The organism is Pseudomonas sp. MIL9 (assembly GCF_016887925.1).
Lineage (GTDB): Bacteria > Pseudomonadota > Gammaproteobacteria > Pseudomonadales > Pseudomonadaceae > Aquipseudomonas > Aquipseudomonas mohnii.
In genome coordinates, this window is sequence record NZ_JAFEHE010000032.1 from 1 (window position 1) to 13,274 (window position 13,274).

Consider the following 13,274-nt stretch of genomic DNA (forward strand, 5'->3'; position numbering starts at 1 on the left):
CCAAGAGCTTTGCAGCCATGGTCACCTTGGCCTGCAGCCTACGTTGCATGCGGCAATACTTTTCGTACAAAGCCTAGGAATGGACGAGGGACTTGTAAGAGGTGCAGATTCGGCTGGGGGGCCTTTCTCGCTGGGAATTGTCAGAAGATGGATTGGTAGTCCAACTACCAGGTGCATTGCGGCTAAGGCAAAGCAACTGTACCTCCACCCGATCTGGTGCTCTAGGCCTGCGATCAGTGGCCAGCCTAAGGTGCTGGCAAACCCACCTAGCAAGGTTAGACCAGTCATCGAGGCACGTGCGTGGTCGCCAAGTAGTCGTCCGAGAGTCGAAAACGCTGCGTCATAAAGGCCAGCAGCCATGCCCGCGCCGATCAGCGTCCATGCTAGGTAATAAACGGCCAAGTGACTGGCTAAGCCCATCAACAGCATACCCATCGCCAAAAATAACGAGCTAGCTGCCAACACGGGGCGTCCCCCACTTTGATCGATCCATCGTCCCACCATGGGCGAGCAAGCTCCTGCGACCAGCAGTCCCCAAGATAATCCAATCACTACGCTCGTAACTGACCATCCTGTTTCTTTGGTGATTGGTGTTGCAAGAACTGCTGGCAGGTAATAGGTCGAACTCCAAGCAAGGATTTGTGCGATGCCTAATGCCCACACAAGCTTGAATCGGTTGATAGGTCGTTGGCTGCTTTCTAGGTTTTTCACTAGCTACGGACTCTTGTTTTTTCGGACGCCAGCGGCTCAGTTTTGCGTTACGAGCGTCGGGGCGGCTTCTAACTTACGAACTCGCTTTAGCAAATACCGAAGTATTTGTTCGGCATCAGGCCCCACTCCTCGTAGGGTTGCAGAAGCGAAGTTGCGTTGTTTGGGCAAGCCTACAAAGTACAAGCCTGGAACATGAACGGCTCGCCCGTCGCGCTGCGCCACTCGTCCCTGCTCATCCATTACTGGAAGGCCTTGGAGAAATGGCAGGTTCGGACGATAGCCAGTGGCAAAAATCAGGCTATCAACGGTTTCATGCTGCCCTTCGGCCCAAATAACGCCTGTTGAAGTGACCTCGGAGAACATTGCTGCTTGATTGAAGCGTCCGGATCTCAGAGCCTTTCTGTACGTACCGTCGTCCAGTACAGGCGTGCTTTGATCGTTTAGCCACTTAGTTTTCTCTAGGCCTGTCCATTTCAACCAAGTATGAAAATCTGCTCCTAATATCCGTTGTGGCGCGAATCGAATCGCCTCTCGCGTGGCCAGAGTCACGGTTGCAACTTTGGATAAATCGTAAGCGATTTGTACAGCCGAGTTAGCAGCGCCAACTACGACGATGCGTTGCCCACTAAATGCTTCTGCATTCCGATAATGAGCACTGTGAAGCTGAGTGCCGCTGAAGTTCTTGAGCCCAGGGATATCGGGTACGTAGGGACGACTGAAGGCTCCTGAGGCCACGACCACCGCTCTCGCACAAAAGCTTTGTCCGTTCGCTGCAGTGATCCGGAATCCTTCGCCTTCCTGACCTACGTTCGCGACCCTAATCCCTTGAAGGATAGGTAACCGGAAGAAGTCGGCATAACCTTCCAGATAACGCACTACTTCATCCCGAGAAGGGTAGTGGCCTGCTGCTCCAGGAAATGGAAGCCCCGGAAGAGAGGAATATGCTGCTGGCGAGAACAATTCAAGGCTGTCGTAGTAATTACGCCAGTTCCCCCCAGGCTGCGATTGCTCATCAAAAATGCGGAAATTGAGGCCGTGCTGCTTCAGGTGCCAACCGGTAGCCAACCCTGCTTGGCCAGCACCAATGACAATAACATCCAACATCTGACTGCTTATGTTCATGTATGCGCACTCATGCACGTATTTATGCAAAAAAAGGCTCAGACCTTTTCGCCTGGACAGCACAGTGGAACGATGCTTTTGGTGTGGATGAGGATGGCCTCTAGACGCTTGATAATGGCTGGGCCGTCCACTTCATAGAACATCTGGCGCCCTACCTTAGTGGCTCTAACGATCCCCGCCTCTAGTAGCACCTGAAGGTGGCGAGACACAACCGAACGCTCTTGAGGTAAGTCAGCCGCAATTTCAGTGACATCAGCACGGCCTAGTAGCATTACGCGCTTCAGCACTGCGATTCGCGGTGGCTCACAGAGGGCTTTGAAGAATGCACCGTCCAGCGATTCTATGGCGGCCTCGATTGCCTGGGTTCGGTTCAGTAATAAGGTCATGTAGCGACTATATGTGCATGTACGTGCACATGTAAAGGTCGGGTCGACAAAGCACGACCTGCCAGCACTCCAGAGGGCCGTGCCTATCTACTGACGAGCAACACCTCAATCCAGGTGCCAAACTTCTCAATGGGATGATCGGCCAACCTTCTGCTGCTAGGTTATCGGTAGCGTCGACAATCAGCCATCGTCCAGCGGTAACGCCTTGCATATGTAACAAGCCGAGCCAGGGCAAAGCCCCCTAAACTGCTCCGTCTGTGAGATCAGAGGCGGCGCAGAGCCCCGTTGATGCACTGCGTACCCCTGCTGCTCAAAAAATCCTGGCGCTGTTGTTGTCAGCAAATGAAATCGAGCGATTCCCTGCCCGGCGGCTATCGCTTCAATGACTCGAAGCATTTCAGCTCCAACCCCTTTCGATCTGCATGCCGGCTCCACGACCAGGGAACGCAGCAACCCGTCCGTACCATGCGTTTCGAATCCTCCCCATGCGACCGTCTTACTGTCCAGCGTGAACTCAAAAAAGGTTCGGCCCGGAAGATCAATAACGTCTGATGGAAGGTCAGCAGATTTCAGTGCATCGCGAAAGCGCTGCCATTGCCCACCGGCTATTTCCGTTGCCTGGATCATCATCTCCCACTCCATCCTTCCATCTCCTTTGTGCTGCTTTGCATGGACTGTTACGGCCCAAGCCGAAGCCGTAGTCATCATATTCGCTTTACCGAATATCTGCCAAAGCGTATATTCGATTTTCCATATGCATCGAGTCTAGTCATGACCCCTGCTATCAAAGTGCTTTTCGTGTGCGTTGCCAACTCAGCCCGCTCCCAGCTTGCAGAGGCTTTGCTGCGTCACACCGACCCGCGCTTCGAGGCCTTCAGCGGAGGATCCCAACCCTCTGAGGTTGATCCGCGCACGATTCAGGCGTTGGAGGCAGTTGGAGTCGATGCGACGGGCCTGCGAAGCAAGTCCATCAGCGAGTTTCAAGCTGATCGATTCGATTACGTAATCACTCTTTGCGATAAATCCGCCAGCGAGTGCCTACCAATGCCCAGTGCAGGTGAAGTCATTGCCTGGGACTTTCCTGACCCAGTAACGAACGATGATCCCGGTGCATTTCGCCACACGCTCCACGACATCCACGAGCGCATCAAGCTCTTCGTTTTGGTCAAGACCAAACACCTGGAGGATCTATGACAGAACCCATGAACCCCACCACGTTATTCAAGTGCTTGGCGGATGACACCCGAGCCAAAATTTCCCTGCTTGTCGTGAGCGAAGGCGAGCTGTGTGTCTGCGAGCTGACGGCGGCACTCGACCTGAACCAGCCGAAGATTTCTCGTCATTTGGCCCTGCTGCGTTCTGCTGGTTTGTTGATGGATCGCCGGCAAGGTCAGTGGGTGTACTACCGCCTGAACCCCGATTTGCCTGCGTGGGTAACTGCGGTTTTGAAAGAAGTCGTAGACGCCAATCAGCAATGGCTGGAAACCGAGACTAAACGCCTGTGCGGTATGAACGACCGTCCGATCAACCAGGCCGTGTGCAGCTGATTCACGCCCAACCGGATTAACGAAATGCTGATTGCCGTATTGATATTTATCGCCACCATCGTGCTCGTCATCTGGCAGCCCAAAGGGCTCGGAGTTGGTTGGAGTGCCACGTTGGGTGCCATCGTGGCGTTGCTGGCAGGCGTCGTTACTCTTGCAGACATACCCGAGGTCTGGCGCATCGTCTGGAATGCTACCGGAACTTTCATCGCGGTCATCATCATCAGTTTGCTGCTTGATGAGGCAGGCTTTTTTAAATGGGCTGCGCTGCATGTGGCCCGATGGGGAGGCGGAAGCACCCGCAAGCTGTTCGCATTTATCGTCCTGCTTGGCGCAGCGGTGTCGGCCCTGTTCGCCAATGACGGAGCAGCATTGATCCTCACACCCATTGTGATCGCGATGTTGCTGGCGTTGCGTTTTTCTCCTGCGGCTACTTTGGCATTCGTCATGGCAGCCGGTTTTATCGCCGACACGGCGAGCTTACCGCTGGTGGTTTCCAACCTGGTCAACATTGTTTCTGCCGACTACTTCGATATCGGCTTCAACGAATATGCTTCGATCATGGTGCCGGTAAACATCGTCAGCGTGGCAGCGACATTAGCCATGCTGCTGTGGTTTTTCCGCAAAGATTTACCAAAGACCTATGACCTCAACCAACTGAACAATCCGGACGAGGCAATCCACGACCGGGCCACGTTTGTAGCCGGCTGGTGGGTGCTGGCACTACTCCTGATCGGCTTCTTTGTCATTGAGCCGTTGGGGGTGCCAATCAGCGCCATTGCAGCGGTCTGTGCGTTCATTCTCTATGTCATCGCGGCTCGTGGTCACGCCATCAACACAAGCAAGGTGCTCAAAGAGGCCCCATGGCAAGTAGTGATTTTTTCTTTGGGTATGTACCTGGTCGTCTATGGCCTGAAGAACGCCGGCCTGACCGACCACATCGCGCAGATCCTGAACGTGTTCGCCGGTTATGGCGTTTGGGGCGCGTCCCTGGGTACAGGGCTGCTAACAGCATTGCTGTCTTCGATCATGAACAACATGCCCACGGTTCTGGTTGGTGCCTTATCCATCCAAGCCGCCGAAGTTGATGGCGTCGTACAGCAAGCAATGGTGTACGCCAACATCATTGGCTGCGATCTAGGCCCGAAGATCACTCCAATTGGCAGTCTGGCCACGCTGCTGTGGCTGCATGTGCTGGCCAAGAAGGACATCAAGATCAGTTGGGGTTACTACTTCAAGACTGGGATCGTGCTGACCTTGCCTATCCTCGTCGCCACCTTGTCTGCCCTGGCATTGCGCCTCAGTTTCTGAATCAAGGAATCTTCTGATGAAAGTCTTGTTCATGTGCACCCACAACAGCTGCCGCAGCATTCTGTCCGAGGCGCTTTTCAACCACTTGGCGCCCGAGGGCGTAGAAGCTGTCAGCTCAGGAAGCTTTCCCAGTGGCCGGGTGAATCAAAGGGCACTGCAGACACTGGAGGCGGCGGGTATCTCTACTGCGGGCTTAAGCAGCAAGGCTTCGGACGCTTTTGAAGGCTCGCCGCCAGACATCGTGATCACTGTCTGTGACCGGGCTGCAGGTGAGGCATGCCCAATCTTCTTCGGGCCAGCTTTGAAGGCGCATTGGGGGCTGGCCGACCCGTCTGAGGCTAGCGGGTCGGAAGCCGAGATCACCGCTGCGTTTGAAACCACACTAGCCAAAATTCACGAACGCGTGAGCGCATTTCTTGCGCTGCCACTGAAGACCATCAGCACTGACCAGTTGAAAGCTGAACTGAACCGCATCGGTTCGCTTTAAAGATCAACCGAGGCTGCACCCAACCAGGCGCCGCCGTAGGAGTTTATATGCAAGACACATTGCCGAACGTCCACGCCGACCTGATCGACATTCCTTCGTTGGAGCAACTGGCACCTCGTACGCCTTCGCTCCATAAGCCTCGAATTCTGCTTTTGTACGGATCGGCGCGAGAGCGCTCTTTCAGCCGGCTGGTGACTCAGGAAGCAGCCCGCTTGTTGGAAGAGTTTGGCGCCGAAACCAAGATCTTTGACCCATCAGGTCTCCCGCTGCCGGATGACGCTCCCGATACACATCCCAAGGTCGCTGAGCTGCGCGAGCTGATGCAATGGTCTGAGGGGCAGGTGTGGTGCTCCCCTGAGCGTCACGGCTCCATGAGCGCAGTATTCAAAGCCCAAATTGACTGGGTACCGCTGGCGATGGGCGCTGTACGACCTACCCAAGGCAAAACCCTTGCTGTGATGCAGGTCTGTGGTGGTTCTCAATCCTTCAACGTGGTTAACCAACTACGGGTACTTGGCCGATGGATGCGGATGTTCACCATCCCTAACCAGTCTTCCGTGGCCAAAGCATTCACTGAGTTCGACGAGGCAGGTCGTATGAAGCCGTCCTCGTACTACGACCGACTCGTGGATGTGATGGAAGAGCTGATGAAGTTCACCCTGCTGTTGCGGGATCGCCAGGATTATTTGGTTGATCGGTACTCCGAGCGCAAAGAGTCCGCCGAAGAGCTTTCCAAACGCGTCAACCAGCGCTCCATCTAACGTCAGTGCGAGGAAACTGTATGAGCCAGATCACGATCTATCACAACCCGCAATGTGGCACCTCTCGCAACACCTTGGAGCTGATCCGCAACAGCGGAGAAGAGCCGACTGTTATCGAGTACCTACAGACCCCACCTGACCGCACCACGCTTGTCAGGTTGATCAAGGATATGGGTATTGAGGTGCGGGCCCTGCTTCGCATCAAAGGCACTCCTTACGAGGAGTTGGGACTGGGCGATACGTCACTTACTGATGATCAGCTCATCGATGCCATGGTGGCTCACCCCATCCTGATCAATCGCCCCATCGTCGTGACGCCCTTGGGCACACGCTTGTGTCGACCGTCAGAGGCAGTCCTCAACCTTCTGCCGCAAGAGCAGCGCGGCAGCTTCGTCAAAGAAGACGGACAAGTCGTCATTGATGAGAATGGCCGCAGGGTTTAAACCGATGTAAGGCAGATGGGCCTGGGGGGATGCTGGTGAATCAAAACTCGAAATTTGATGTAGTGGTCATTGGCGGTGGCCAATCCGCGCTCACCGTAGCCTATTTCTTGAGGCGTACAGGCCTTTCCTATGTATTACTCGACGCCGATTCAGCACCGGGAGGGGCCTGGCGGCATGGGTGGGATTCTCTCCGACTATTCTCGCCGTCTGCTTGGAGCTCTATTGCCGGCTGGCCCATGCCAGCAGTATCCGGGGGGACTCCTGGGCGGGACGATGTTATCGACTATCTAACTCTGTACGAGCGTCGATATGACTTTCCCATCATCCGATCCACGCGGGTAAACCGTGTCGAGAAAATCGAAGACGGATTACGGGTTATCTCCGAGGGAAGAGCCTGGGAGGCCAAAGCGGTTATCAGTGCAACAGGCACCTGGAGCCGCCCATTTATCCCAAGCTATCCCGGACAGGAGTTGTTTCTAGGGCAGCAGCTTCATTCCGCTCATTACGTTGGGCCGGATGAGTTTGAGGGGAAAACTGTCCTTGTCGTCGGTGGTGGCAACTCGGGAGCCCAGATTTACGCCGAGGTTTCCAAAGTGGCTCAGGCAACCTGGGTAACTCAAGAGGCCCCGAAGTTTCTACCTGGTGAGGTCGATGGCCGCGTCCTGTTCGAGCGAGCTACTGCTCGATTGAAGGCGCAGCAGGAGGGCCTGGAACCTCAGCAGCCGCCAGGAGGGCTCGGAGACATCGTTATGGTTCCGTCGGTCAGGGACGCTCGCGAACGCGGCGTGCTGAATGCCGTACGACCATTCAAGCGCTTCACTTCGACAGGCGTTGTGTGGTCATCAGGAGACGAAACAAAGGTGGACGTTGTCATCTGGTGCACGGGATTTTCTCCCGCGCTCGACCACCTGAGCAGCCTGGGCGTTGTATGCCTGGACGGTAAAGTGGCTGTGGACGAAAATCGAAGTGTTGCGTCACCCAATTTGTGGCTGGTGGGTTACGGCGATTGGACGGGGCTCGCCTCTGCGACATTGATCGGAGTAACCCGCACCGCTCGGGATGTAGTCAACCAAGTCCAAAGCTATCTCACTAGCGAACCCTGATGTCTCGCGACGCAAATCGAGTGTGCCTACTGTGATGCGACTTCAAACTCAGGAAAGAGAATAGGCTCCAGTGGAGGAGTTGCCGGACACAGCCCGAGTCGCCAGTAGCCGACGTCGTGCCATTTCCCAAGCTTGAAGCCTACCTCCGGATATGTGCCGATGTGGACGAACGCCAGCGACTCATGCAGGCCCACACTTCCTTCATTGGGCTGCGCAATTCCGGCGTACGCTGCGCGAAATCTCTGCTTATCAAGAGTCGGAAGCAAGGTCTCATAGAGCTCACGGCCAACGCCCTGCCGGCGAGCCGATTCAGCTACATAAACCGTCACGTCAACAGCCCATCGGTAGGCCGGACGAGCCCTGTGCTGGCTTGCGTAGGCGTAGCCCTTGATCTCGCCATCATCTTCAGCCACTAGGTAGGGATATGTCTGAAGTGTCGTCGCTATCCGCTGAGCAATTTCCTCAACGCTTGGCGGGGTCTCTTCGAATGAGATCGCTGTATTTAGAACAATGGGAGCATAAATGCGCTGGATGGCTTCTGCGTCGGTGATTACTGCCGTACGAATTTTCAAACCCTTTACAGCCATCGTGAATGATCTCTCGTTGAATAGCCGTCGTTCGGCACTCGGAATCTAACTACACTCGCCGCAGCGATGCATTTCTGACTGAAGCCGGTGACTGGTATGACTTAGAGGCAGAAACGACCGGCATGGCCAATGTAGCTGTTGGGCGCGCTCGTAGGCGATCAAAATTCGCATTTGGTGAATCGAAACTCATAAATGTTAGCGTTTTCGCCTGCTTTAAAGCATTTTTTATAGGTTTTCGAGGATTTTTGAGTGAAAACTCAGATTGACAAATAGGCAATTTATTTACCGTTCGTCGGCAATGTCCATTTTATTTTCACCCCCCCCCTCTTGAAAATTTTTAAGCGAGACGGAGTTCTTATATTTGAGAGCAAGATAAAAGCGGCAGTGGCCCAGGCACCGCTTTTCTCACAGGATTTCGCCGGCTTTTACATCTGATATTTACGGCTTCTAGATCACACGGTTTTGAGGACTGAAGGTGAATTTTAGGTTGGAATGGTGGGCTGGGGGCGGAGGAGGAATCGCTTTCCTTTGCAGCCGCAGGCTGCTGCTTACGCTTTGACGTCAAACCAATAAGGCTCTTTTGCTGGGATCAGTCTGTCTGAAATTTCACCCGTCTCGTACAACAGGCTTGGCTGGCGTCCGTCGCCTTCAATGTTCCAGCAAGACGCACTCGGTGACCTACTAGGCGCCTCGAAATTCGGATCTGTAAACTAAATTTTTGATCTGTAAACCTCGGCGGTTAACACGTCAAAAAATTGGTTTACAGGTTGATCTGGATTCTGGCCGCGCTTGGGGCTATTTTGCCAATTTATTGATAATGCGAGCCCAATGACCCTACTGTCTGATGGTCAGCTCTGGTCTCTTGCCTGCAAAGCCTATGGGGATGATCTTCCTGAAATCCTTGGATCGATTGTGAGCGCCTACGAGCGTCGTCCGGGGCTGAACAATCCTATCCGTGTTCACAGGTCGGTTATCGGCGTTGATGGCTTTACAGCGCTCCGAGAGGCCCTTACTACACAGCGCTCTAGCTTCCATCAGCTCGAAGGCTGCTTGGAGATCCGTGAGCCTCTGGCGTGGCATCTCGTACGCCATCTGCAGCATAGGCTGATAATCGATGGGCAGGCCCCTGCTTCAATCCGTGATCAGTGTTTTGCGGGAGACTTGGGACTTTGAGTTTGTCCTGGTGACGCGACTAGTCGCGCATCGAGCCATGGCGGTGCTGGTCGTTATCAGTTGTGGCAGCCCCTCTGTCCGATTTCGATCGCAGCTGTTTGATCGATACACCCGCTTCGCTGAAGTCTTGCATCATCTTCGCGAACTCCATGAATGTCAGGGAGGGGGCTTTCTTGTACTGCAAATGACCTTCGATAGCTCAAGCAGTGGCGCGCATTGCCATGGGTTAATCTTCCACTGATCTCAAAACGGAATCGAGCTCGTGACTAGAAATCCAGTTGAGCGGGCCCTCATGACGCGAGGGATAGACAGTGCGTTGGCTAGGAAGCTGAGGGAAGAGAAGTGGACGCTCGCGAAGCTACGAATGCAACGTCCTGAGAAACTGCTGGAGCTTGGGCTCAGTGAATCCGTCGTGCCCAAGATCCTCGGGAAAGGCAGGCCGCCTATACCAACCGATCTCCTCATCAAGACGCTGTATGACAATCGCTGGCTTTGCTGTGTCTGTCGAGACGCTGAGCGCCCGGTCGTCGTTCACCACATCAAGTCATGGGCGGAAAGTCGCGATCACTCCCCGGCTAACCTCGCAGTCCTGTGCTCTATCCATCATGGGGAGGCGCACTCCACGCATGCTCTGGAGCTTACGCTCACCGCTGACCGGCTCAAAGCGATGAAAGGCGCTTGGGAGCAAAGCGTTAGCCGTGACGACCAGCTGGCCATATTCAAATCCACCCAGCTCATGAGTTGCCAATGGTGGTACTTCAACCACCTCAGGGTTTTCGAAATTGCCGAACACGTCGGAGTGGAGATTACCCAGCTCAAGGGGTTTCAGGGCGCCCTAAGCAATGGAGCGTGTGACGGCGAAGGTTACCTTTGCCCCACTGAGGGCCTCTTGTACGTAGGTCAGGCTCGGTCGCTCTCGCTATACCGCTTCATGAGCAGCATGCTGAAGGCAGCCATAGGCCATGCCTTCGTGCGTAACATTTCGGATGAGCTGGATCGAGGGACACTAGATATCTTGGTTACCCCTGGCGACTTGGTGTTTGTGCAGGGCTCCTACCACTTTACGGATATCCCTGACGGCTCCGGGGCGGATATGGTTCGGGGGCGACGAAGCGTCAACAAAGTCGAAATCACGTTCGTCTTCGACAGAAACGAAGGAACGTCGGGCTCAGCACGTACCGAGTGGCTTCTTGGCGTGCGCTCTTTGGGCTGTCTCCTACGTGCGAACAAGCTAGAAAGAGACATCAAGGGCATCCTGCATATCGAAGCCACCGTCCTGGCGATTCGCAGTGCCCATGAAGAGTTAAAGACGAGGATGTATGAGATTGGCCTCTACAGAAGCGGCCTGATAGGTCATGAGGTTGAAGACGAGGAGTGGGACGATTCCGAACCTGATGACGATGAATGAAGATAGCAGAAGCGGGGACACACTCTCAGGCGAGTCCCCTCCGTCGATGCCTCTGTCCTATTCCGACCACGAAATGTCAGGCATTATCGAGCCAAATCGAGGTGGCGATATGCCACTTGGCTAGCTCGACTGGAGGGTCAATATGAAGGATTCATTCTCAAAGCGTCACGGTTTCTCCCAGGTCGAGGAGGCCGAAATCACCGTCCGGGAGGATGCACCGCAAGCGCTGCAGGAGTATCTGATTCAATTGAGCTACGAATGTGGGCTCAAACCTTCAGGGCTGCGCGAAATCATCTGCCAGACCTTAAAAGTATTGCCTGACAGGGGGAATTGGAGCGAGACACCCAATATCCATGAGGAGAACGTTCTGCTGCTTGAGCAATGCAAGTGGTTCAAGGTGTACGACGTCATTGAGCGACTCGATGACTACTTCGGCAACCGCAATTACGACGGCGACGTGTACGAGCACTTTACAACTGAGCTGAACGAGTTCTTCATCGAGCACGGCATAGGCTGGAAGCTGATCGATGGCCGCATCGAAATGCGTGGCTCTGAATCCTTTGAGCAGGTTTTGACCTCTGCGAAAGAAACTGAGCATCAACATGGTCATGTCACGGCCAGCAAAGAACTGCACCAGGCGATAGCTGACCTCTCACGTCGTCCCTTCCCAGACCCGACGGGAGCGATACAGCACGCCATGGCCTCGCTGGAGTGCGTCGCTCGGCAGGTCACTGGGGATCAACAGGCAACCCTGGGCAGGATCATGAACGATTGCCGAACGCTGATACCAGCACCATTGGATCAGGCCGTTATCAAAACGTGGGCGTACGCGTCGGAGTTCGGACGACACATCCAGGAAGGGCGCGAACCGTCCTTCGAGGACGCTGAACTCATTGTTGGCCTGTGCGCCTCTGTCAGCAGCTACCTGATCAAAAAATCGAAGTGACGGGAATCGTTGTTCGGCCCTCGGGCGAGGTCTCGCGAGTATGTCGCGGGGATGTTGGATGACGGTGGCCGCGATTTTTTCCGTCGCAGCAAGACCAGCATCGGTTGCAAAGGCGTTGGTCAGGGCCCCAGGCGTTTCACTTGATCGAAGCCGGAGCGTGCTAGCCGGCAAGCTGGCCCGGCATTATGATGGCGGGCTTTGCCGCCATCATTTGTTCACTTGTTCGGGGTAGACCTTTGGGACTTGTCGTCACGCAGAACCTGGTCACGGTTGACCACGCCGTCAGAGAGCATTTGATCACCACTGTGGATGGCAACCCTAAAACGGACATCCGGGAGTGCGGGCTAAAGGTCACGTCCTTGTTCACACGGATCAAGTCTTCCGCTAAGCGAAGCCGGGATCGGAAGGCCAGTGTGATCGGCGATAACTGCCCGCTCCTGTACGCTCTCAAAGGCAAAGACGGCCTTACGACCAATATTACCTCCATCAAACGCCTGGCACAGAGCGGTAGCGAGATCCTGGCGGTGATTGCCGCACAAACCCAAGCCGACACGGTGGTGTATATGCCGTCAGGCTACAGTTTGAGTCGCATCGTGGCCTCGCGATGCGCATCCGTGCTCAATGCTGAATTGGCCCATGATGTCTTCCAAAAGTCGACCAAGCTGGAAGCCTTTGACATGATCCGAAGGGCAGAGGACAACGGTGAAATCACTGGCGATGAACGCAAAGGCCTACAGTTCAGGCTGAAAAAAGCTGATGGCTTTCCCCTGAAGGTGATCCCAGTGGAGTATCGCCACCTGTTCACGCCTCTCCAGCGCAACCCAGCTTTTCGTGGTAACGTTAGTGGACGCGTCGTGTTGGTTGACGACCTGCTGGCCACGGGGCGAACGCTCACGGTGGCCAAAGAGATCGTCCAGGCGATGAATGGCGTTACTTCGGTGGAAGCCGTGTGCCTGTTCAGCGACGTGTGATGCTTTACAAGGGATAGCCCCTTCGCTACTATTGATTACGAGTGTGCATGAGCCTCCCCGCTCGTTAAATCCAGATGAGGCCCGCGTAGCACCTCCCAGGGTCAGTCCGTAAAGGGCAAATAATGGGATGGTTAGGCAGCGGCTAACCCCTCAACCTTCTAGGTTGTTGAAGCGTCATAGGGCTCCGGCCCTACCTCTTTCAAAGCCGAGCTCATGCTCGGCTTTTTCTTTGGCGCTATACACGCGCCCTCCGGCCTACGTCGCCCTGAGATGTAGTCTCCATCAGGCCCCTCCGACCTCTAAAGAACTCAAGGTTCGAGC

At 54.8% G+C, this 13,274-nt stretch carries 14 protein-coding genes and 1 pseudogene; 10 read left to right on the forward strand and 5 right to left on the reverse strand.

What is annotated here, in order from left to right:
- Nucleotides 1-156: 156 nt before the first annotated feature.
- The 4 genes and pseudogenes from JQF37_RS28325 to arsN2 form a co-directional block, all read right to left on the reverse strand.
- Nucleotides 157-711: pseudogene (locus JQF37_RS28325) on the reverse strand (MFS transporter); the annotation flags it as partial.
- Nucleotides 712-747: 36 nt separating this feature from the next.
- Nucleotides 748-1,833: an NAD(P)/FAD-dependent oxidoreductase gene (locus tag JQF37_RS28330; RefSeq protein ID WP_153368000.1), complete on the reverse strand. Its 1,086-nt coding sequence runs from the start codon at nt 1,831-1,833 to the stop codon at nt 748-750.
- 38 nt (nt 1,834-1,871) lie between these two features.
- Complete coding sequence (locus tag JQF37_RS28335; RefSeq protein ID WP_032856864.1) at nt 1,872-2,219, reverse strand: metalloregulator ArsR/SmtB family transcription factor; 348 nt, start codon at nt 2,217-2,219, stop codon at nt 1,872-1,874.
- A gap of 180 nt (nt 2,220-2,399) precedes the next feature.
- The gene (arsN2, locus tag JQF37_RS28340) at nt 2,400-2,861 is read right to left on the reverse strand and encodes an arsenic resistance N-acetyltransferase ArsN2 (protein WP_054895963.1); all 462 of its coding nucleotides are present in this window, start codon (nt 2,859-2,861) and stop codon (nt 2,400-2,402) included.
- Nucleotides 2,862-2,990: 129 nt separating this feature from the next.
- On the opposite strand from arsN2, the gene JQF37_RS28345 reads away from it, so the two are divergent.
- The 7 genes from JQF37_RS28345 to JQF37_RS28375 are packed head-to-tail and all read left to right on the forward strand — an operon-like array spanning nt 2,991 to nt 7,868.
- Nucleotides 2,991-3,413 (forward strand): arsenate reductase ArsC, encoded by a 423-nt coding sequence (locus JQF37_RS28345; protein WP_033902852.1) that lies wholly within the window; start codon nt 2,991-2,993, stop codon nt 3,411-3,413.
- Nucleotides 3,410-3,766, forward strand: coding sequence for a metalloregulator ArsR/SmtB family transcription factor (locus tag JQF37_RS28350; RefSeq protein ID WP_032856860.1), 357 nt, complete (start codon nt 3,410-3,412; stop codon nt 3,764-3,766). Before JQF37_RS28345 ends, JQF37_RS28350 begins: the two co-directional genes overlap by 4 nt.
- Nucleotides 3,767-3,790: 24 nt before the next feature.
- The gene (locus JQF37_RS28355; RefSeq protein WP_033902851.1) at nt 3,791-5,074 is read left to right on the forward strand and encodes an arsenic transporter; all 1,284 of its coding nucleotides are present in this window, start codon (nt 3,791-3,793) and stop codon (nt 5,072-5,074) included.
- 16 nt (nt 5,075-5,090) lie between these two features.
- Nucleotides 5,091-5,561, forward strand: coding sequence for an arsenate reductase ArsC (locus JQF37_RS28360; protein WP_033902850.1), 471 nt, complete (start codon nt 5,091-5,093; stop codon nt 5,559-5,561).
- Nucleotides 5,562-5,608: 47 nt separating this feature from the next.
- The gene (gene arsH / locus JQF37_RS28365) at nt 5,609-6,322 is read left to right on the forward strand and encodes an arsenical resistance protein ArsH (RefSeq protein WP_204149878.1); all 714 of its coding nucleotides are present in this window, start codon (nt 5,609-5,611) and stop codon (nt 6,320-6,322) included.
- 20 nt (nt 6,323-6,342) lie between these two features.
- A complete protein-coding gene (gene arsC / locus JQF37_RS28370; RefSeq protein WP_204149879.1) occupies nt 6,343-6,765 on the forward strand; it encodes an arsenate reductase (glutaredoxin) in 423 nt (140 codons plus the stop codon).
- 29 nt (nt 6,766-6,794) lie between these two features.
- Nucleotides 6,795-7,868 carry an ArsO family NAD(P)H-dependent flavin-containing monooxygenase gene (locus JQF37_RS28375; protein WP_204149880.1) on the forward strand — a complete coding sequence of 358 codons (1,074 nt, stop codon included), beginning with the start codon at nt 6,795-6,797 and terminating at the stop codon, nt 7,866-7,868.
- A 26-nt stretch (nt 7,869-7,894) separates the two neighbouring features.
- Here JQF37_RS28375 and JQF37_RS28380 read toward each other — a convergent pair whose 3' ends face one another.
- The gene (locus JQF37_RS28380; RefSeq protein ID WP_153331634.1) at nt 7,895-8,455 is read right to left on the reverse strand and encodes an arsinothricin resistance N-acetyltransferase ArsN1 family B; all 561 of its coding nucleotides are present in this window, start codon (nt 8,453-8,455) and stop codon (nt 7,895-7,897) included.
- Nucleotides 8,456-9,890: 1,435 nt separating this feature from the next.
- On the opposite strand from JQF37_RS28380, the gene JQF37_RS28385 reads away from it, so the two are divergent.
- The 3 genes from JQF37_RS28385 to JQF37_RS28395 all read left to right on the forward strand — a co-directional run bounded on the left by JQF37_RS28385 (nt 9,891) and on the right by JQF37_RS28395 (nt 12,953).
- Entirely contained in the window at nt 9,891-11,036 is a 1,146-nt protein-coding gene (locus JQF37_RS28385) for an HNH endonuclease signature motif containing protein (protein ID WP_204149881.1), read from the forward strand.
- 142 nt (nt 11,037-11,178) lie between these two features.
- A complete protein-coding gene (locus JQF37_RS28390) occupies nt 11,179-11,982 on the forward strand; it encodes a hypothetical protein (RefSeq protein WP_204149882.1) in 804 nt (267 codons plus the stop codon).
- A 185-nt stretch (nt 11,983-12,167) separates the two neighbouring features.
- Complete coding sequence (locus JQF37_RS28395; protein ID WP_239142540.1) at nt 12,168-12,953, forward strand: phosphoribosyltransferase; 786 nt, start codon at nt 12,168-12,170, stop codon at nt 12,951-12,953.
- The last annotated feature ends 321 nt before the right edge of the window (nt 12,954-13,274 follow it).